Source organism: Sphingorhabdus sp. (assembly GCF_040079335.1).
Classification (GTDB): Bacteria; Pseudomonadota; Alphaproteobacteria; order Sphingomonadales; family Sphingomonadaceae; genus Sphingorhabdus_B.
This window is the reverse complement of the sequence record NZ_JBEBKL010000010.1, coordinates 18,710-39,253: the sequence shown is the minus strand read 5'-3', so window position 1 is coordinate 39,253 and position 20,544 is coordinate 18,710. Positions and strand designations below refer to the sequence as shown.

Here is a 20,544-nt window from a genome sequence, read left to right as displayed (position 1 = left end):
CCCGCTTTTTCGATCAAACCGCCTTGGCGAGTTGCGCCTCGCGCGCCGCCTTCATCTTTGCGAAATCGTCACCCGCATGATAGCTCGACCGCGTCAGCGGTGTGGCCGCCACCAGCAGAAAGCCCTTGGCGCGCGCAATTGCGGCATAGGCATCAAACGCTTGCGGCGTCACAAATTCGGCAACCTTGGCATGTTTGGGCGTCGGCTGCAGATATTGGCCCATAGTGAGGAAATCGATGTCGGCCGAACGCATGTCATCCATCACCTGGTGCACCTCCATCCGCTCCTCGCCCAACCCGAGCATCACGCCCGATTTGGTGAAAATCGACGGATCATGGCGCTTGACCGACTCAAGCAACCGCAGCGACGCATAATAACGCGCACCGGGGCGGATCGTCGGATAGAGCCGCGGCACGGTTTCGAGATTGTGGTTATACACATCGGGCCGCGCCTCGATGATCGACTCCACCGCGCTTTCCACTTTGTTGCGGAAATCAGGGGTCAGAATCTCTATCGTTGTCGACGGCGTATTCTTGCGCAGCGCCTGTATCACCTTCACAAACTGGCTCGCGCCACCATCTGGCAAGTCGTCGCGGTCGACCGAGGTGATGACGATATGCTCAAGCCCCATCTTGGCGGCCGCAATCGCGACATGTTCGGGTTCCAGCGGGTCGACCGCGCGCGGCATGCCGGTCTTCACATTGCAAAAGGCGCATGCGCGGGTGCAGACGTCGCCAAGGATCATCACCGTGGCATGCTTCTTCGTCCAGCACTCACCGATATTCGGGCAAGCCGCTTCCTCGCACACCGTATTGAGTTTCAAGTCACGCATCAGCTTGCGGGTTTCGTTGAAACCGGCGCTGGTCGGCGCCTTAACCCGAATCCAGTCAGGCTTGCGCTCACGCGGCGCGGTGCGAACAGGGGTGGGATTGTTCATGCGCCGCCCTTAGGACGATAGCCTGTATCTTGCCACCCCCATTTTGCTTGCTATGGAAGCGCCATGACCCACTTTTCAGACATGCTTGAGGGCTATGCCCGTTTCCGCTCCAGCGAGTGGGTGTCCGAACGCGAACAGTGGGAGAAATTGGGAGAAGGGCAAAGCCCCAAGGTGATGGTCATTGCCTGCTCCGACAGCCGAGTCGACCCAACGCAGATTTTCGACACACGCCCCGGCGAGATTTTCGTCGTGCGCAATGTGGCGGCGCTAGTCCCGCCCTTTGAAACGACACCCGGTCGCCACGGCGTTTCGGCGGCGTTGGAGTTCGCGGTGCAGTTCCTGAAGGTCGAGGAGATCCTGGTCATGGGCCACGGCTATTGCGGCGGCTGCCAGGCCGCACTCAGCAGGGCGATGGATGGAATGGAGCCCGGCGAAGGCGGCTTCATCGCCAACTGGATCAGCCTGCTCGATGAAGCACAAGCAAAGGTCGCGCATAGCCACGGCACGCATGGCGATGCCGCAGAGCGAGCGATGGAGATGGAAGCCGTCAAGGTCAGCCTTGCCAATCTGCGAACTTTCCCTTGCGTCCGGCAAAAGGAAAAGTCGGGCGAACTGACTTTGCACGGGGCGGTGTTCGCGATTTCGGACGGGCTATTGCGCGTATTGGATGAGACATCTGGCGACTTTTCCGCGGTTTAAGGACAATTAATGAACGCGCTGCTCGCATATCTGTTTCTCGCCGCAACCGCCGAGCCGTTGCCGGAGCATGTCGACATTCCGAACGAGCATTCGACCGTGATTTGCCCCAATCAAGCGGCAGCGCAAACCATGCTCAACCAATATTACCGGGTGCAACCCGCGCCGAACAACCACACCATCGATATCGAGCATTTCTTTGCCGGTCTTCGCGCCACTGGCTGCTCGCAAGATGCAGAACGCAAAGGCGTGGTTACGATCCTTTCAGCCAAGTCGCGCGCAACCGTGGAACTGGCTGGCGGCACCGAACGGATGCTGCGTTATGAAGGCCGCGACGAAACTGGCAAAATCATTGCAGGCATTGTCAGTGAAGATGGCAATAACAGCTTCCCCAGAACCGATCTGGCCCGCTGGCTGTCGGAGCGCACCAGCAATGGCTGGCTCGATGCCCGTGGAGCTCAGACTGTGGCGACATTCTATCGGTGCAAAACCCCCGAAGCTGCCAAATTGGTGGTGTCCGGCATGAAGGGCATGGAGCAAGCGAAGGAGGCGGATTTCAGCAAAAAGCTGGCACGCAACGCAGCCCAGAACGGCTGCCGTCAGGCTACTGACCGTTATCAGGTTACCGCTTTGCTAGAAACTGCCGGAAACGAGTGCGGGTTCGAATGCTATATCGATCTCACTGCACTGGCGGCGTTCGACCGGTCAGGGCTGCCGGTTGGCCTGATTTTTGACGGTTCGTTGATGTAATTTAGGGCCCCGGCAGCCCTCATTTGCCAGCATCGGTGTTGGCCGATGGAGCCATCCATTTTGCAGCACATTGTTGCAGATAAGGGTCGATCATCAACCCGTGCGCTTTGGCTGCTGTCGACAGATCATCTTCGCGCTTCGCCTCAAAATTGACATAGGCAATTTCGGGTCGCTGCAACGCCACAAAGTTGGAAAGCGACCCGTCGCTGAGCCCTACCCGTTCGTGCCACACATTGATGCCCGCCTCGTTCATCGCATTGCGACATAGGGTTTCGCCGTCGCTGACAGCCTTGGTCGCAGAATATGGCAGGATCGCGTAAACATCCGGGTTATCCAATATGGCCACGCTGCGGGTACCGAAATAGCCATCGGAACGTGCGATGATTTCACCGCGCGCATAGGCCTTCGCATCGAGCATGGTGATATCCCCTCGCCCACCCGCACCATCGCCGCCAAAGCCGTGGCTGTTGGTGTGCAAGGCGATCACGGGTCGTCCCGGCTTCCACGCGTCAAGGATGGCTCGTGTGAAGACTGGTGTGCGTGCATCGAAATTGCGGTTGGGATCACAGGCCGAGACCATCGCCGAACGTACGCCGCATAGACCATAGCCGGCCTGTCGCCTTGTGCTGGCTGGCCCTGTATTCACCGCAATTCCGACACCGCCATGCTGGCGGAGTGCCGCGATCATCGATTCGAACGCCGCATTTTCATCATCATGCGGCACGACCCATAACGGGCCGTCGCTTTTGGCATTGTTCGAAAAACGGATCAGATGCCAGTCGAAACCTTTTTCCGAAAAGCGAATTTCGCTAACGCTGATACCTTCCAGAAAAGCGGAGTCATCGCTGTACCGATTGATATCATCGTCTTGTAGCGCGGCCAGCATCGCTTTGTCGACCGACCGCCATTCCATCGCCTGACCCGCTGGAGCGAAACAATAAAGTGCCAGTGCAAAGAGATAGGGTGCAATGCGCATGCCGACTGCTTATAGCATTGCCGATGAGATAACAGCCCCGAAGCGCGGCGCTATCGAACAAGAGGGGGAAGCCATGATGCAACCGGGTGTGATTGCCAGCCTTTCGGTTTATTTCGCGCTGATGCTCGGCATAGGCATCTACGCCTGGCGCAAGTCTACCGCGAACAGCAGTGAATATATGTTGAGCGGACGACAACTTGGACCTGCCGTCACGGCACTCGCTGCGGGTGCGTCGGACATGTCCGGCTGGCTGATGCTTGGCCTTCCCGGCGCGCTTTATGCTTCGGGTCTGGCAGAGGCGTGGATTGCGATCGGGCTGTTTATCGGCGCATTGCTCAACTGGATAATCGTTGCCCCGCGCCTGCGCGAGCAGACCGAGCGCTATGGCAATGCCCTGACCATTCCTGAATTTCTTGGCAATCGCTTCAATGACGAAAAACATCTGCTTCGCCTCACCGCCAGCATTGTGATCATAGTCTTTTTTGCGCTTTATTCGGCCTCGGGCCTCGTCGCGGGCGGCAAGCTGTTTCAAAGCGCCTTTGGTGCAGATTATCAGACCGGTCTCTGGATCACGGCGTCGGTTGTCGTCGCCTATGTCGTGCTGGGCGGGTTTCTCGCGGTCAGCCTGACCGATTTTGTGCAGGGTACAATCATGGCCATCGCGTTGGTTGTGGTGCCTTTTATGGCCTGGCAAGGCTTGCCCGATGGCGTGTCGGTAACGTCAGCGCTCAACAGCATTGATCCCAAGATGACCAGCCTGTTCGCGGGCACCACTGCTTTGGGCATCATCTCGACCGCTGCCTGGGGCCTCGGCTATTTCGGACAGCCGCATATCATCGTGCGCTTCATGGCCATTCGTTCGGTCAAGGAAATGCCGATTGCGCGTAATATCTGTATGGTGTGGATGGCCATCACACTTAGCGGTGCCTTACTGGTCGGGCTGATCGGGCGGGTGTATGCGGAAAGCAAAGACCTGACCGTTGCCGACCCCGAAACCATCTTCGTTCTGCTTGCTGGTGAATTGTTCGCGCCGGTCGCTGTCGGTTTCCTGCTCGCCGCGATCCTCGCTGCGATCATGAGCACGATTTCGGCGCAGCTGCTGGTGACTGGCTCTTCACTGACCGAAGATGTCTATCGCCTCTTCATCCGCCGCGATGCGAGCGAGAAGGAAGTGGTCACCGTTGGTCGGCTTTCGGTCGTCGCGGTCGCAGCGATCGCGATGGTGCTCGCCCAGAATCCGGAAAGCAGCGTGTTGAGCCTTGTCAGCAACGCATGGGCAGGCTTTGGTGCAGCTTTCGGCCCCGTCATCATCCTCGCGTTGACGTGGCAGCGCATGACGCTCGCCGGTGCCTTTGCCGGCATGGTGACCGGCGCGCTGGTGGTTATTGGCTGGATCGCGCTGGGGTGGAGCGGCGCGATGTATGAAATCGTACCCGGCTTTCTGGCCAGTTTTGCTACGATTATGTTGGTGAGTCTGGCGACCAAGGCCGCCAGACCCGCCTGACGCTTACCGCGTCATCTTCTTATAGCTCGTCCGGTGCGGACGGGTGGCTTCTTCTCCCAGACGACGGATCTTGTCCTCTTCGTAAGATTCGAAGTTTCCTTCGAACCATTCGACATGGCTGTCGCCTTCGAACGCAAGGATGTGCGTCGCCAGACGATCGAGGAAGAAACGGTCGTGCGAGATAACCACGGCGCAACCGGCGAAGCTTTCCAGCGCTTCTTCAAGCGCCGCCAGCGTTTCGGTGTCGAGGTCGTTGGTCGGTTCGTCGAGCAGGAGGACGTTGCCACCTTCTTTGAGCATCTTCGCCATATGTACGCGGTTGCGTTCACCACCTGATAGCTGGCCGACCTTTTTCTGCTGGTCGGTGCCCTTGAAGTTGAACGCGCCGACATAGGCGCGGGTCGGCGTTTCGTGCTTGCCGACCTTCATAAAGTCAGCACCGCCCGAAATTTCTTCCCAGACATTCTTGTTGGGGTCCAATGCATCGCGACTCTGGTCGACAAAGCCCAAATGGACGGTATCGCCGATCACGATTTCGCCGCTATCGGGCTGCTCCTGCCCGGTTATCAAACGGAACAGCGTCGATTTGCCTGCACCGTTCGGGCCAATCACGCCAACAATGCCGCCGGGCGGGATAGTGAAGGACAGGTTTTCGAACAGCAGCTTGTCGCCATAGGCCTTGGTGACATTGTTGACCTCGATCACCTTGCTGCCAAGGCGTTCGGGGTTCTGGATGACGATCTGGGCCTTACCGATTGTGCGGTTTTCGGCCGCTTCAACCAATTGCTCAAAGCTCTTGATACGCGCCTTGGATTTGGTCTGTCGCGCTTTTGGTGACTGTCGAATCCAGTCCAGCTCGTCCTTGATCGCTTTCTGGCGACCGGCATCTTCGCGCGCTTCCTGCTCGAGGCGCTTCGCCTTCTTTTCCAGATAGGTCGAATAGTTGCCCTCATAGGGGAAATAGCGGCCGCGATCGAGTTCGAGGATCCAGTTCACCACATTATCGAGGAAGTAACGGTCGTGGGTGACGAGGATGACGTTCCCCTTATAGTCGACCAGATGCTTTTCGAGCCACGCCACCGACTCAGCGTCAAGGTGGTTGGTCGGTTCGTCGAGCAGCAGGATGTCCGGCTTTTCAAGCAGCAAGCGAGTGAGCGCAACGCGGCGCTTTTCACCGCCCGACAGATTTTCGACCGACCAGTCACCCGGCGGGCAGCGCAGCGCGTCCATCGCGATTTCGAGCTGGTTATCGAGCGTCCAGCCATCAACCGCGTCGATCTTTTCCTGCAGCGTTCCCATTTCTTCCATCAGCGCGTCGAAATCGACGTCCTCGGGCGGGTCGGCCATGATCATGCTGATTTCATTGAAGCGCTCGACCAGATCGGCGACCTCGCGGACGCCGTCCATGACGTTTTCCTTGACCGTCTTTGTCGGATCAAGCTCGGGCTCCTGCGCCAGATAGCCGACGGTGATATATTCCCCTGGCCATGCCTCGCCGGTGAAATCCTTGTCGATACCGGCCATGATCTTCATCAGCGTCGACTTACCCGTACCATTTGGGCCGACGATACCGATTTTGGCATCCTGATAGAATTGAAGGTGGATGTTGTTGAGCACGGGCTTTTGCGCGCCGGGGAAAGTCTTGGTCATCCCCTTCATGACAAAGGCGTATTGGGCGGCCATCGATGGTCACTTTCTCAAAAAGCAATAAATGCGGAATTCGACGCGCCTACTAGCCAAGCTGTGCATTTGTCGCAAGGCAGGATTGGCAAGCGGCTTTGCGATGGCTAAGCCCGCATCATGACAAAACGACTATTGCTAGCCTTGGGCGCATCGACAATCCTCTCCACAACCGCTTTTGCAGCCGCTCCTGCCGAGACCGATCCGGCGATGTGGGCGCTGGACCATGACCCCACAGCTTGGGAGATCACCGAAGGACTAACCACCGAAGTCGGCGCGCGTCAGGGCGGGACCGAGGCCGAAGCGCGCGGGCGGGCATGGGCGCTGAACTATCTGCGCAAGGCAGGCTTTGCCAATGTTCGCGAAGAAGCGTTCGACATGCCGACTTGGGTGCGCGGAGAGGAACGCGCCTCGGTCGTCAGCCCCTTCCCGCAGAAAATGGCGATTACTGCACTGGGCAACAGCGGCAGCACAGGAGCCTCTGGCCTTGAGGCAGAGGTGGTCTATTTCCCGACAATCGAAGCCCTGCGCGCCGCACCCGATGGCAGCCTTGTGGGCAAGATCGCCTTTGTCAGCCACGCGATGAAGCCGACGCAGGATGGCTCAAGCTATGGTGCATTCGGGCCAGCCCGCTTTGTCGGCCCGAATATTGCCGCCAAAAAAGGTGCGGCGGCGATCGTGATCCGTTCGGTCGGCACAGACCATAGCCACCGCAATCCGCACACAGGCAACACCAACTTCGAAGCCGGGATAACGCCCATCCCTGCGGGCGCGCTTTCAATCCCGGACGCCGATAATCTGGTGCGGATGATCGAGCGCGGAAAACCCGTCAAGCTGCGCCTTCTGCTGACACCGCAAAATATCGGCACACAAAAATCGGGCAATGTCGTTGCGGAACTGCCGGGTAGCAACCCTGCCCTTCCCCCGATCGTCATCGCCTGCCATCTGGACAGTTGGGATCTGGGCACAGGTGCGATTGACGACGCAGCCGGTTGCGGGATTATCACTGCGGCAGCCAGCGCCATCAAGGGCATGAAGCGCCAAAGGACCATCCGCTTGCTCTGGGCCGGGGCCGAAGAGGTAGGCATCTGGGGCGGCAAGGCTTATGCCGAAACCCATAAATCCGTCCCTCACGCGCTCGCGATGGAATCCGATTTCGGCGCGGATCGCGTCTGGCGTGTCGATTTCAAACTGCCTGATAGTGCGAAACCGCTGGCCGACCGGATCGCGGCAAAACTCGCGCCGCTGGGCATCGCTCGCGGCAAAGACCCAGCCAGCGGCGGGGCGGATGTCGGTGCGATTATTGCCGCGCAAAATCTGGGCATTATCGACCTGCAGCAGGATGGCACCCGCTATTTCGATCTGCACCATACCCCCGACGATACGCTCAGCATGATCGACAAGGCGCAGTTGCGGCAAAATGTCGCGGCATGGACGTCCGTCTTGTCCGAACTGGCCAATTATGAGGGCGACCTGACCGTTGCACCCAAGCCATGAAACCGGCTCCGCTCCTCCTCCTGCCGCTTTGTTTGATGGGGTGCGTCGAAGAGACGACACCCAAAGAGAATGAAAAGGCATCTGCCGTCGTCGCTGCCGAAGACGATGCTGCTGCACTAAAAGCCGAACAGAAAAGCATCGAAGAAGCTGCGGATGCCGCCGCGAAACTGGTTGAGGAAGAGACTCGCGAAGAAATTGAGCAAATGAAGGCAGATCAGGCAAAGTAGGAAAATGGTCGGGGAGACAGGATTCGAACCTGCGACCCTCTGCTCCCAAAGCAGATGCGCTACCAGGCTGCGCTACTCCCCGACGTGGAGCAAGTTTACTCGTTGTTCAAAACCCGACGGGTTTTGAAGGTGGTGGGCCCGGAGGGACTCGAACCCCCGACCTAGCCGTTATGAGCGGCCAGCTCTAACCAACTGAGCTACAGGCCCCCTAAGCACCGCGCCGATAGCGGATGCACGACGCGAATGGCAAGCAACAAATCACTTGCCCTGCAATTCACTTTTCAAAGGCCGCTGTCGCAACCTCGTTTATCGACGATGGCGTGATGTTCCGCTTTGCCAGATGCGCAAACACCTGTTCCCACCAGAGATAGAAATCTTCCAGTTCCTTTTCTGTCCGGACATAGGGTGTGTTCCCGACGGCCAGTGACGGAGAGTGGAATGAGAAAGTCAGCACCGGGAGATTTTGTTCCACTGCTAGGTCGATAGCCTGAATCGCTTTATCGACGGGTATGCCCTCTGGCGTGAGCGCAATCCGCTCCAGCATTCCGCTTCGGGCGAGCAACGACCGCATGGTTTCCGAACCAAATACCTGATCGAACAGCAGAGGCCCCATCGACCGGAAGACACCACCGAAAAGCGAAGTTACCGGCAATTCGATCAGCTTGCCCGGGCGTGCCCAATAGGGCTTAAGCGGGCAACGCGCATAATTCGGGCCACCCTGACTATGATAGTCGAACAACGACCGAACCGATGAATCCACCCGAATCCCGAGTTCAACAAGAATATCCGGGGTGTGCGCCCCTGCCCCATAACGGCCAGCCCGGTAACTGTCCGGATGGCAGCCGATCTTCTTTTCGACCAGTTCATAAAGCGCAAACAGCTTGGCCCGTTCCAGTTCGGGCGCAAGATTGCAGGCATAGCTGTTGTGGACATTGACCTCCTCATCAAAGGGGGGCGTGACCCAAGGGTGCAATTGCAGCCCGACTTCTGCAACATTGCTGCGAATCCAGTCGGCGAACAGTTCGGCACCAAAGCCGTCTTGTGCAACTGGATAGTCGAGCAAATAGACGGGTTTAACGCCGTTGCGTTCGCACAATTTTTGAAAGGGTTCGATAGCCTTGAGATGCGTCAGGCCATGACGGTCGCGACTAAATGAAGCCGACCAGTCAAATTCTTCTTCGGTATCGACTGTCACCAGAAAACAGGGTGTGGCCTGCTGCGCAATATCGACCGATGGTCCGCTTTTGGGAAAGCATTGAGGATCGGACAATCGAGCCGCCTCCCCAATCTGTCCCATGCTAGTCGCCCCCGATATCCCTGAAATCCATATCGCCGTCCTGAACGGCCGGGATAGCCAATACTAGACTTTCCTTTTGAAAGCGTAAATCACCACCTGCTTTTCGCGCCAAATTCCTGACCAGCCTTAGTGAAAAGCCGAGCCCGAGCAGCGGTGAGGACGTATCGGCAGATGTCTCAAACTCGTTGAATGAAGGATCTGTCCCGAACAACTGATCATCCGAACATTGCTTCAATTTGGCGGGCAGCTCGAGTTGAAACAGATTGCACGTCGACACGCCGGGCTCTGTCTTGAAGCGCCCGTTGAGGCTTTCGCCTTCTTCGCACCCCATCATAACCGCTGACAGAAACCTCGAAAAAATGCGCTCGGCCAGTGCACGATCAATGGCAAAGGCCCTGACCGGATCGGCAATCGCCAGATTAAGCACGATCCGGTTTTCATCGCTGACAGACTCAAGTCGTTCGGCAAGCCGGTTGGCCAGCCAGCGACAATCGGTCACTCCCGGTTCAACCTCAAAATTGCCCGCATCGAGACGCGATGCCACCGAGAGATCTTCGAATCCCGCCAACAGCCGCTGCGCATCGGAAAGGATGGCGCCGGCCATCTGGCGATATTCCTCGGTTACCGGACCAAATAGCTGCTGTTCGATGATTTCGGCGAATCCGGCGATTGCGCCCAGCGGCGTTCGCAGTTCATGCACAACCTGCTGCATGCCTTCGCCACGCTGGCGCCGCCATTCTTCGCCAGCGGCACCGGCTTCGGGCTTTTCGTACAGACGCGGCCTGCGCATGATTCCGCGATAGCCACGGAAACGCCCGGTCAATGGATCGAAAAATGGCGCCGCATTGACCCGCCAGTCGCCATCGACCAGCGGGCTTCCCCGAAGCCGCATGCGCGCATTTTCGAGTGGCATGCGTTGGCGGAAGGCAGCAGCACCATAAGCATCCGGCCCCGGACCGTCATCATAGGCCGCCCTTGCGATATCGACGCCAACGACCGCACCGCGCGGCACATCGTCGACCCAGATGATCGTTCCATTGTCGTCGGTTTCGAAACTGATTTCGCTCGGCGGTGCCAGTTCGCTGTCGACGAAATCGTCGCCCAGCGGAAGACGCGGTGAATCGCCAGCCTCGCGGTCCTTTCGCCATTGTTCGATTCGACGGACAATCGCACCAATTTCGCCCGATGGCGCAATCTCTGGAATGGCCGTTTCAACTGTCGGTGCGATCGTTCCTGCGATGCGGAAATCTGCCCCTGACCAGTTGGACAAGGCAAGTCGGGTCTTCTGCCCCAAATCCGACCTGCTGCGCAGAAAGCCGCGCGCCCGAACGGGAAGCTCGGGAACCAATTCGCTCCATTCGGTGTCAGAAAGATCGGCGCCAAAAATGGCGGCAGCCGCAATCGCTGGCACATCTCCGGCTAGTAATTGCACCAGCGGTGCTGAACGAATGCGTCCTGCCAGCGCATGGACCCCAGCCAGTCTTTCGTTGACGTCGAGCGTTCTTCCCAGCGCATGCGCATTGACCAAGCCCTTGGCAACCAGCTCACCTGCAAAATCACGCGGATTTTGCGCCAATATGTCGATCAGCTGGCGCCATTGTCCAATGCGTGCCGGCTCCGAAGAAGCGTCAATATTCTGCAATGCAGTGGCAAGGCGATCATCTACGCGCAAGGAACTTCTTCTGATCAAAATTGATTTGGTCCGGCCTATCGATAGCGGGGGTAGAGAAGCCGCAAAAGCAGCATTTTCGCTGCGTCACACTATGGGACAGCACTTATCCACAAGGTTGACAAAAGGGCCTGTCCGGCTTTGGAACAATTGCAATTGCCTATAATTTTATTTTATGGTTAGCTGTGATCTGGTTAGGGAAATAACATAATATGGCAGCAATTAGTTTCGACTCGATCGATTTGAAGCTTTTGGCCGAGCTTCAGGAAAATGGCCGCATCACCAATGTCGAGCTGGCTGGCAAGGTTGGGCTGACTGCGCCGCCCTGCTTGCGGCGGATGCGGACGTTGGAACAATCGGGCGCAATCCGAGGCTATCACGCAGAGATCGATCCTGCAGCACTTGGCTATTCGATCATGGTGTTTGCGATGGTCAGCCTGAAGAGCCAGGCCGAGGCCGATCTTCGGGCGTTTGAAGACCATGTCCGTTCGCTGCCCAATGTGCGCGAATGCCATATGCTCAACGGCGAAATCGACTTCATCCTGAAAATTGTCGCGCATGACCTGCAGTCATTTCAGGAGTTCCTGACTTCGCAGCTGACCTCTGCCCCCAATGTATCAAGCGTCAAAACATCCTTGACGATCAGGACAGCCAAGGATCAGCCGGGCGTCCCGATCTCGGACTAAAAAGGGCCCGCGCATTGCGCAGGCCCTGATTAGCGTCGATCAACCATATTGATTAAGCGGCTGGCACTGCTGTCTGCTGATCGATGTAGATCGTCCAATATTCGGCAATGCCCTTGCGCTTTGCGCTTGCGACTTTCGCGAGCGCAGCCTTGGCACCGGCATAATCTTTCAGATAGACATTTGCGATGGCAAGATTGGTCAGCGCGCGGTCGGTCTGGTCGATGCCATCGCGATCGACAATCCCGCCTTTTGAAAGCGCCGCTTCATACATCGCCTTTGCACGACCATATTGGGCGAACGAGAGTAATGCATCGCCGGTCAACATCGCCGAATAGCCTTTGGGTGACGCCAGCGCCGCCTTTTCATCCTGCGCCCAACTACCCGACAATTCGGGGATCAGTTTTTGCGAACTCGAATAGATTTCCGAAAAAGTCAGGTTGCTCTTCGAAATCGTGCCTTTGGCGAAGCCTTCATCGAGCACGGCTGCAACCTCGGCGGGATAGCGACGGGGGTCCGCATATTCGACATATTGCTTGAACTCATGTTCAAACATCAGGGCTTTGTTCAGCCGCGCGAGGCGCAACACCGAAAGCGATTCCAGATTATCGAGGTCGGCGATGCGCTGATATTGGAAAAGCGCGTCGTGATAGGTTTCGGGACGCGGATCGACCTTGATCATTTCCTTGCCCCAATAGAGGATCTGGGCATTGTCCTTGGCCCGGGTCGCATAGTTCAGAGCCTGTGCGTACCATTGCGTATCCGGCTTGGTCCCAGACGCTTTGGCTGCCTTGACAGCAGTATCGAGCCATTTGATCGCTTCGCTATAATTGTTCTGCAGGCGGTAGGCGTTCGAGATCTGCACCTCAACATTGTTGCCGCGATATCCCATATTATAGGCTTCGAGCATCTTGGTGGTGGCGGTGGGATAGTCCTTGTCGTTGTAGAAATAGAGCGCCTGTTGGAAGGCGTATGCCGGCTTGACCTCGGCTGGTGCCATTCCGCTTTCAACGATCAGGTTGACGCCTTTGCGCTGCATCGCGGCGTCCTTCATCTGGCCGCCGAGATTGAAAGCGAAAACACCGGCTTCATAGCGATCGTCCGCATTCATGATCGCAGCTTCAACCGCCGGGAACGCGGCTGCTGCTGCAGCCATATCCTTTTTCTTGGCGAACGCATCAACGGCGGGCGCATAAGCCTTCTGGAATTCCTTGGAAAAGTTCCGTTTAACCGGCTTGGCAGCCTCAGCCTTTTTCTTATCTTCCTTTGCGGCATAAGCGCCAGGAACAGCAATAAAAGCACCCAGAGCAAGCGCAGCGGCAAATTTAGAAATGCGATTCATTCTACTCTCCAACTAGAAAACAGACCGGCCAATCGCACAAAAGGCGGCCCTGAATTGCCGCCATCCTTACGCGCCTCACCGCTGTTTCGCAATCGGGATAGCGGTGTTTAGATGAATTGTGGTTGAATGCCTTTGTAAACTGGTCTTGGCCTGCCGAATCTGTGGATAAACTGGTGAAAAACGCGCATTTCAGGGGCGCTCGGGTGGCTATTTCCACCCCGCTGGGCTAGGGTTGCCGCCTAGATAAAAACATAAGGATTTTTGCGGCGTGAGCGAAGAGATCGAACCGATCGAACCCACTGATATTTCCCCAGTAGATATCGTCGACGAGATGAAGTCGAGCTATCTCGACTATGCCATGTCGGTGATCGTCGCCCGCGCGCTGCCCGACGTGCGCGACGGGTTGAAGCCGGTGCATCGCCGCATCCTTTTTGCGTCGCAGGAAGGCGGCATGGTCGCGGGCCGCCCCTATCGCAAATCGGCAAAGATCGTCGGCGACGTGATGGGCAATTACCACCCGCATGGCGACAGCGCAATTTACGATGCGCTCGCCCGCATGACGCAGGATTGGTCGCTGCGCGTTCCCTTGATCGACGGTCAGGGCAATTTCGGCTCGATGGACCCCGACCCACCGGCATCAATGCGTTACACCGAGGCGCGCCTGAAAAAAGTCGCCAATGCGCTGCTCGATGATCTCGACAAGGACACGGTCGATTTCCAGCCCAATTATGATGGTTCGCGTCAGGAACCGCAGGTCCTCCCTGCTCGCTTCCCCAATCTGCTCGTCAACGGCGCTGGCGGCATCGCGGTCGGCATGGCGACCAATATCCCGCCGCACAATCTGGGAGAGGTTATCCGCGCCTGTCTGGCCTATATGGAAAACCCCGCGATCACGATCGACGAACTGGTCGAGATCATCCCTGCCCCCGATTTCCCGACCGGCCCGCTGATCCTTGGCCAGACCGGCGCGCGCAATGCCTATCGTGAAGGCAAGGGTTCGATTGTGATGCGCGCGCGGCATATTATCGAGGAAGGCAAAGGCGAACGCCGCTCGATCGTGCTGACCGCCATTCCCTTCCAGGTTGGCAAATCCGGCCTCGTCGAAAAGATCGCCGAGGCCGCGAAGGACAAGCGGATCGAGGGCGTCTCCGACATTCGCGACGAATCGAGCCGCAAAGGCGTCCGCGTCGTCATCGAACTGAAGCGTGATGCGACCCCCGAAGTCGTGCTCAACCAGCTCTGGCGGCACACCCCGGCGCAGTCGAACTTCCCCGCAAACATGCTCGCCATCCGTGGCGGTCGTCCCGAAGTGTTGACGCTGCGTGACTTTATCGAAGCGTTCATCCGCTTCCGCGAAGAAGTCATCACCCGCCGCACAAAGTTTGAGCTCAACAAGGCCCGTGATCGCGCGCACATCTTACTCGGCCTTGTCGTTGCCGTGACCAATCTGGACGAGGTCGTGAAGATCATTCGCGGGTCATCCTCTCCGCCAGTTGCGCGCGCTGCGTTGATGGCACGCGAATGGCCGGTTGCGGAGATTGCACAATATATCAAGCTGGTCGAAGCGATCGAGACCGAGGTGGAGGGCGACAGCTATCAGCTGTCCGAAATCCAGGTCCGCGCCATCCTCGACCTGCGCCTCCACCGCCTCACCGCGCTGGGCCGCGATGAGATTGGCGACGAGCTGAAGAAACTGGCAATCGAGATCGAAGAATATCTCGCCATCCTGGGTGATCGCGTCAAACTCTACGCCGTGATGCGCGAGGAGCTCGAAGCTATCGACCGCGAATTCTCAACCCCCCGCCTGTGCGAAATCGCGCCGAGCTGGGATGGTCTTGACGATGAAGACCTGATGGAACGCGAAGAGATGGTCGTCACCGTGACCCATGGCGGCTATATCAAGCGCACCGCGCTCGCCACCTTCCGCGCGCAAAATCGCGGCGGCAAGGGCCGTGCCGGCATGGCGACCAAGGATGAGGATGCCGTCACCGAATTGTTCGTGACGAGCACGCACACACCGGTGCTGTTCTTCTCCAACATCGGCAAGGTTTATCGCCTCAAGGTCTGGCGCCTGCCCGAAGGCGGGCCGTCAACCAAGGGCCGCCCGATGGTCAATCTGTTGCCGCTCGGCGAAGGCGAAGTCATCTCCAACGTGCTGACCCTGCCCGAGGATGAAGCCGAATGGGGCGGCCTTTCGGTCGTCTTTGCCACCGCCAAAGGCTATGCCCGCCGCAACAGCATGGACGCGTTTGCCAATGTGCCGTCCAACGGCAAGATCGCGATGAAGTTTGAGGGCGAGGATGCCGACGACAAGCTGATCGGCGTCGAACTGTTGACCCCTGATGATGATGTGCTGCTGGCAAGCCGCGCGGGCAAGGCGATCCGCTTTGCCGCCGACGACATCCGCGAATTCCAGAGCCGCGCCTCCACCGGCGTGCGTGCAATGAAGCTCGGCGCCCAAAAGGATGGAGGGGGTGACGAGGTCATCTCGCTCTCGATCCTGAAACGCGTCGGCACCACGCCCGAGGAGCGCGAGGATTACCTGCGCTTTGCTCCGTGGAAGCCCGAAAAGGAAGGCGAACCGACGCTGTCCGCAGAACGCCTCGCCGAAATGGCGGAACGCGAGCAGTTCATCCTCACCGTCTGCGCCAATGGCTATGGCAAGCTGTCGTCGGCTTACGGATATCGCCGCACGGGTCGCGGTGGTCAGGGGATCACCAATATCGACAACATCGAACGCAACGGCCCGGTAGTGGCGAGCTTCCCTGCCACCAAGGGCGATCAGTTGATGCTGGTAACCGACCAGGCCAAACTGATCCGCATGCCATTGGATAGCCTGCGTGTGCTGGGCCGCGGGACGGCTGGGGTGCGGTTGTTCAATGTTGATGACAATGAACATGTCGTTGGCGCTGCGCGGATTGAGGAGAGTGATGAGGATGGCGAACCAATGAATGAAGATGACATTGTTGCGTCAAATGGAGCGGTCAGCTGAATAGAAAAGTAGATGCATTGAACCGAATATGTAAGCGGCCCAGAAATAGCTAATGATCAATCAGGTATTCGGGCTGCGAGTTCGACAAGTCTAGTCATTGCCCTGTAAAGACTATTCGAACTCTCGGCTGCATTCGTTAGCCCCCAATCCGTCGAAACAAACGCCGACAGCAAGCGATTGTAACCGAGCCCTTGCGATGCGACAACGCCCTTAGAAACAATAAGTTCTGAGCGAACATCGCGCTTTGCACTGCGCGCCAGGTTGAGTAAAAATCGTTTCGGATCTTGTATACTTTCTGGATTGAGAGGTATCCTGTTTGGACTTACTCCAAGAAAGTCGGCAATCCCTTTTCTGTCAGCCAATAGCCATGCTTCGGTCTCTCTAACAACGACACGGAGAAGCAAATTTTCTGGATTGGCTATCCCGCCCGACCATTGTTCGATTAAATTTGGTGCACAACTCGTGTCGTCCAAATCGGTTAGAATTAACACAGGTTCGCGATTTGCCATTTGCCGGAAGTTACCAATTTTGGTACGTAGGTATCCGTTTCCTTTGCGTCCTAAACGGTTGCCAATTTTTCCATCTCCAAATACCTCCGTTACCAGTCGCACTGCAACGGCTTCGCTCAGCTCATCCTCCGTGGCAACGTTAACAAACAAAGTTACAGCGCCAATGCCAACTGTTCAGCTAATTTAGGTTTTGTTACAGGCAAAATTATTTCCGCGATTGAAAAGCCGTCTTCAACACTTTGTTTTTCCCGAACACTCGGGCCACGAATTGTTGATCCATTAGGTCCTGGTTCGATGATGAGCACACTATTGGCGTCGATCCCCGGATTGCTCAATAGAGATTCACTATGGGTCGTAACAAAAACTTGTCTACGTCGTTTCGCAGACTTTCGAACCTGTTGAATCATCAATGGTATCTCTGCAACTATAGCCGGATTAAGCGACAATTCCGGCTCTTCTATCAAGAGAAGTGAGTCACCTTCCAACAACGACCAAAGTAACCCAATAAGACGAAGTGTTCCGTCGGAAAACTGATCTTCCCGTTGCCATGCACCGCGAGGTCGATGATGCTTGTAAAGCGCCTTCAAGTGCGGTCGCCCTGTGATATCATCCTTTTCAAAATCAAGTTCTTCAAACTGCGGCACAGCCTTTTGGAGAGCATCTCTAATTTTCCGCAGTCTAGAATCTCTTACGCGCGTCGTGGTACGAGCAAGACGCTCCAAGAAACCTTGACCGAAGGGGTCATCTTCTAACCGACGTCCTCCGATCTCATCGCCGAACTTTAGGAGCTGCGGCACCAGATGAAGATAGTTTATATCTGAAAAGAACTCCGCGATTTCGCGGAAAGGCTCGTTGGTTTGAATTTGCTCCAAGTGTGTCTGCGTTAGCCTTGCCACATCCTTTTTATCTTCTTTATCAGGGCGTTGCCTTAACAGTTTCTTCTTTCGCCAAACCTCTTCTTTAGAGATCAAAACTCGTTGAGCCCCTTTACCCTCTGATTTGAACGCTAATGCGTAGCGCCAATCTATGCCATCGGAGTCTTCTAGCGTGATTTCTATCGCGACTTCAGGGTCTGTTCTAGCATGAAGGCATCGTAATTTCGAGAGTCCTCTTCTTTGCGCGATAGCCTTCTGAAGGCCTCCGCCCTCAGTCTTGCAGATGTCACGCAAAAAGCGAAACACATCTAGCAAGTTAGATTTCCCTGATGCGTTAGCACCAAGAATGTAGGTTGTGTCGCCGACTGGAACATCGACTTCCCTGAAATTTCGCCAATTTTTAAGTTTGAAGCTCTTGATAAACATCTGAGGTCGCTTTCCAGTAGCAATAGACATGACGCTAGTGTGAGCGTGGGTCAACTACAGAGAAGACAATTATTCTGTCCTACACGCCCCTCGCTCGCTTATGCCCTGTGCCTTTTCGAAAAAGGACGCATGCCATGAACCACCCCTCCCCCCTCCACCAAGATACCGACGCCAAACTGCCCGCCGCCGCTTACCTCCGCTACGAAAGCCGCGCCGATGGCTGGAGCCCCGGGCGGCAGGCGGCGTTTTTGTCGCATCTTGCCGACAATGGTCTGGTCGAGGATGCGGCGCGCAGTGTCGGGATGAGCGTATCGGGCGGTTATTCGCTGCGCCGCACATCGCGCGGCTATGCCTTCAATCTGGGGTGGGAGGCGGCGCTGATTATCGCACGGCGGGTGATTTCCGACCGGCTGATGACCGCCGCGATCAAGGGCGAAGAAGCGCGCTGGGTGCGTGAGGACAATGTCACCACCTATACGCGCCAAAATACGAAACTTTCACTCGCCCTGCTCGACCGCGTCAATCCCGCCTTGGCCGCACCCGAAGTGCTGGCCGTGGCGGTGCGCTTCGACTGTTTTCTGCAGATGATCGACGAAGGCTTGAACGGAGAGGAACTGTGGCAGCTTTTCTTCAACGAAGCCCTGCCCACCAGCGACCGCGAGACCCGGGCAAGGGTACGCCAATCGCTTCTACTTTGTGAAGAATCCGCGGGTTTTGAGGAGGAGGAGGATCAAGAGGACGAAGCCCCGATCGAGTATAAGTCGATGGATGGGCCAACAACACCATTGTCCCCTCTCCCATTGGGAGAGGATATGAAGGCTTGGGACCCCGGACTTGATCCGGGGGAGCTAGCCGGAGTTGGTGAGGGGTTCTGCCTTGTCGATAGTGCACAGCCCCTCACCCAGCTACGCCTAACCGCCAAAGGCAGTAAGTCTGCGCAACCCTCTCCCAACGGGAGAGGGAAAAGCCTACCCCTCGGCGAAATGCCCGCGCTTGACCAAGGTCGTCACCACCCCTGTCGCGATCATCAGCACGCCGCCATAGTACAGTACCCAGATCGCAAGGCTAACCCAGCCCACCTCGGCCAAGGTCCCTGCCCGCGCGAAGATCAGCAGGTCAGAGGCGACAAAGGCCATGGAGCCGAGGCCGACGCGGTAGCGGGGGAAATTGCTATTCCACGCGCACGCCGCCATGCCCGCAACAAACAAGGTATAGACCGCCGCCTGCATTCCCAGTTCCCGCTCGGCGGGCAAGTAATAGGCAATAACCGGCGCAAGAATGAAAACCATGATGGCCAGCAATTTCTGGCTGAACACCGGATGCACCCGCCGGTGGCGTAGGAACAGCGCAATGGCAATCACATGGCCAATGGCAAAGGCAATCGCGCCCCAGATCATGTCGATCTCGAGCAAGCCGTCGCCCAGCGCCCAAAAGGCCATGACCGCCGCGAGCAGCAGAAATTCGCCAGTGTGATGTTTGCGCAAGGCAAATCCGGTGAGCAACCCCACCCCGCCCATCTTCCACGCAATCGCGGCCATTTCAGGCATCTGGAGCTGCCATGACAATGGATAGGTCAGCCCGAACAGCAGGCTGCCAAACAGCCAGGGGCGTTTATGGGCGAGGTCTTGTGTCATGCGCATTCCCATCGCCGAGGCATCCAGCCAATACAAGCGGAATCAAATCCGCCATCCGGTCCGCGGTCAACCCCGGCCCGCCACGAACGCCAATATCACCATGCAGCCAAGCCGCGATGCACGCCGCCTCGAACGCGGTGTTGCCTTGTGCCAGCACGCCGCAAATCAGCCCGGCAAGCACATCGCCCGAACCGGCGGTCGCCAGCCAAGGCGATGCATGGCGGTTGATCGCCAACCGACCATCGGGTGCGGCGACCACCGTTTCCGGCCCCTTCAGCAGCACAACGGCACCGCTGACGTCCGCCGCCAAGCGCGCCGCCGTCAGCCGGTCGGCCAGATCGATGGCGGGAAACAACCGGGCGAATTCGCCTTCATGCGGCGTCAGCACCACCTGGTCGTGGATCTGCTCAAACAGTTCGGCCGGATTATCGGCAAAGCTGGTGATTGCATCGGCATCGAGCACCAGCGGCAGCCCTTTCGTGAGCAGGTGCATCACCGTTTCGCGCGTCTCGCTGGATATCCCTGCGCCGGGACCGATTGCCGCCGCGCGCACCCGATCATCCACCACGGTCAGATCCGCATCCGCCTCACGCAACATGATCGCGGTGACATGCGCGGCATGTTCTTTGAGTGCTTCATACTCGCCTACCAATGTCACCAGCCCGGCACCAACCGCCAGCGCTGCCTGCGCCGTCAGCCGCGATGCGCCGGTGCGCAAGGCCGGGCCGCTGAACGCCATAGCGCTCCCCCGCGCATATTTGTGCGTGTCGGCGGGTGGAACCAGCAGCACCGGTCGCTCGATCACATGCTCGTCGGAAAGGGTGCAGCGAAAGCTCATGCTGCAAAGCAT

At 57.4% G+C, this 20,544-nt stretch carries 18 protein-coding genes and 2 tRNA genes; 7 read left to right on the top strand and 13 right to left on the bottom strand.

Annotated features, from left to right (window positions below; genetic code table 11):
- Positions 1–13: 13 nt before the first annotated feature.
- Positions 14–937, bottom strand: coding sequence for a lipoyl synthase (gene lipA / locus ABL922_RS04895; protein WP_349023089.1), 924 nt, complete (start codon positions 935–937; stop codon positions 14–16).
- Between the two features lie 63 nt (positions 938–1,000).
- Here lipA and ABL922_RS04890 point away from each other — a divergent pair, with 63 nt between their 5' ends.
- The gene (locus tag ABL922_RS04890) at positions 1,001–1,636 is read left to right on the top strand and encodes a carbonic anhydrase (RefSeq protein ID WP_349023088.1); all 636 of its coding nucleotides are present in this window, start codon (positions 1,001–1,003) and stop codon (positions 1,634–1,636) included.
- A gap of 9 nt (positions 1,637–1,645) precedes the next feature.
- Positions 1,646–2,383, top strand: a complete 738-nt coding sequence (locus ABL922_RS04885) for a hypothetical protein (RefSeq protein WP_349023087.1) — start codon at positions 1,646–1,648, stop codon at positions 2,381–2,383.
- A gap of 19 nt (positions 2,384–2,402) precedes the next feature.
- On the opposite strand, the gene ABL922_RS04880 is transcribed toward ABL922_RS04885, so the two are convergent.
- Positions 2,403–3,359, bottom strand: a complete 957-nt coding sequence (locus tag ABL922_RS04880) for a hypothetical protein (RefSeq protein ID WP_349023086.1) — start codon at positions 3,357–3,359, stop codon at positions 2,403–2,405.
- Here ABL922_RS04880 and putP point away from each other — a divergent pair.
- Positions 3,358–4,863: a sodium/proline symporter PutP gene (gene putP / locus ABL922_RS04875; RefSeq protein ID WP_349023085.1), complete on the top strand. Its 1,506-nt coding sequence runs from the start codon at positions 3,358–3,360 to the stop codon at positions 4,861–4,863. The genes ABL922_RS04880 and putP overlap by 2 nt on opposite strands.
- A 3-nt stretch (positions 4,864–4,866) precedes the next feature.
- Here putP and ettA read toward each other — a convergent pair whose 3' ends face one another.
- The gene (gene ettA / locus ABL922_RS04870) at positions 4,867–6,546 is read right to left on the bottom strand and encodes an energy-dependent translational throttle protein EttA (protein ID WP_349023084.1); all 1,680 of its coding nucleotides are present in this window, start codon (positions 6,544–6,546) and stop codon (positions 4,867–4,869) included.
- A 117-nt stretch (positions 6,547–6,663) separates the two neighbouring features.
- Here ettA and ABL922_RS04865 point away from each other — a divergent pair, with 117 nt between their 5' ends.
- Both ABL922_RS04865 and ABL922_RS04860 read left to right on the top strand, forming a co-directional pair.
- Positions 6,664–8,040, top strand: a complete 1,377-nt coding sequence (locus ABL922_RS04865; protein ID WP_349023083.1) for a M28 family peptidase — start codon at positions 6,664–6,666, stop codon at positions 8,038–8,040.
- Between the two features lie 32 nt (positions 8,041–8,072).
- Positions 8,073–8,267 carry a hypothetical protein gene (locus tag ABL922_RS04860; RefSeq protein WP_349023082.1) on the top strand — a complete coding sequence of 65 codons (195 nt, stop codon included), beginning with the start codon at positions 8,073–8,075 and terminating at the stop codon, positions 8,265–8,267.
- A 5-nt stretch (positions 8,268–8,272) separates the two neighbouring features.
- On the opposite strand, the gene ABL922_RS04855 is transcribed toward ABL922_RS04860, so the two are convergent.
- From ABL922_RS04855 to ABL922_RS04840, 4 genes are all read right to left on the bottom strand, one after another.
- Positions 8,273–8,349 (bottom strand) — tRNA-Pro (locus tag ABL922_RS04855).
- 48 nt (positions 8,350–8,397) lie between these two features.
- Positions 8,398–8,474 (bottom strand) — tRNA-Ile (locus ABL922_RS04850).
- Between the two features lie 67 nt (positions 8,475–8,541).
- Positions 8,542–9,564, bottom strand: coding sequence for a polysaccharide deacetylase family protein (locus ABL922_RS04845; protein ID WP_349023081.1), 1,023 nt, complete (start codon positions 9,562–9,564; stop codon positions 8,542–8,544).
- Position 9,565: 1 nt separating this feature from the next.
- A complete protein-coding gene (locus tag ABL922_RS04840; protein ID WP_349023080.1) occupies positions 9,566–11,236 on the bottom strand; it encodes a histidine kinase dimerization/phospho-acceptor domain-containing protein in 1,671 nt (556 codons plus the stop codon).
- A 209-nt stretch (positions 11,237–11,445) separates the two neighbouring features.
- Between ABL922_RS04840 and ABL922_RS04835 the strand changes: the two genes are divergently transcribed.
- Positions 11,446–11,919, top strand: a complete 474-nt coding sequence (locus ABL922_RS04835) for an Lrp/AsnC family transcriptional regulator (RefSeq protein ID WP_349023079.1) — start codon at positions 11,446–11,448, stop codon at positions 11,917–11,919.
- 52 nt (positions 11,920–11,971) lie between these two features.
- On the opposite strand, the gene ABL922_RS04830 is transcribed toward ABL922_RS04835, so the two are convergent.
- The gene (locus ABL922_RS04830) at positions 11,972–13,258 is read right to left on the bottom strand and encodes a hypothetical protein (RefSeq protein ID WP_349023078.1); all 1,287 of its coding nucleotides are present in this window, start codon (positions 13,256–13,258) and stop codon (positions 11,972–11,974) included.
- A 268-nt stretch (positions 13,259–13,526) separates the two neighbouring features.
- On the opposite strand from ABL922_RS04830, the gene gyrA reads away from it, so the two are divergent.
- Complete coding sequence (gene gyrA, locus ABL922_RS04825; protein ID WP_349023077.1) at positions 13,527–16,250, top strand: DNA gyrase subunit A; 2,724 nt, start codon at positions 13,527–13,529, stop codon at positions 16,248–16,250.
- A 56-nt stretch (positions 16,251–16,306) separates the two neighbouring features.
- Here the strand turns inward: gyrA and ABL922_RS04820 are convergent, their stop codons facing one another.
- From ABL922_RS04820 to ABL922_RS04800, 5 genes are all read right to left on the bottom strand, one after another.
- Positions 16,307–16,909 carry a hypothetical protein gene (locus ABL922_RS04820; RefSeq protein ID WP_349023076.1) on the bottom strand — a complete coding sequence of 201 codons (603 nt, stop codon included), beginning with the start codon at positions 16,907–16,909 and terminating at the stop codon, positions 16,307–16,309.
- Positions 16,910–16,911: 2 nt separating this feature from the next.
- Positions 16,912–18,060 carry an AAA family ATPase gene (locus tag ABL922_RS04815; protein WP_349023075.1) on the bottom strand — a complete coding sequence of 383 codons (1,149 nt, stop codon included), beginning with the start codon at positions 18,058–18,060 and terminating at the stop codon, positions 16,912–16,914.
- A gap of 497 nt (positions 18,061–18,557) precedes the next feature.
- Complete coding sequence (locus ABL922_RS04810) at positions 18,558–18,743, bottom strand: hypothetical protein (RefSeq protein ID WP_349023074.1); 186 nt, start codon at positions 18,741–18,743, stop codon at positions 18,558–18,560.
- Between the two features lie 285 nt (positions 18,744–19,028).
- Positions 19,029–19,694 (bottom strand): lysoplasmalogenase family protein, encoded by a 666-nt coding sequence (locus tag ABL922_RS04805; protein WP_349023073.1) that lies wholly within the window; start codon positions 19,692–19,694, stop codon positions 19,029–19,031.
- The gene (locus ABL922_RS04800) at positions 19,672–20,532 is read right to left on the bottom strand and encodes an NAD(P)H-hydrate dehydratase (protein WP_349023072.1); all 861 of its coding nucleotides are present in this window, start codon (positions 20,530–20,532) and stop codon (positions 19,672–19,674) included. The genes ABL922_RS04805 and ABL922_RS04800 overlap by 23 nt, the downstream gene beginning before the upstream one ends.
- Positions 20,533–20,544: the final 12 nt, after the last annotated feature.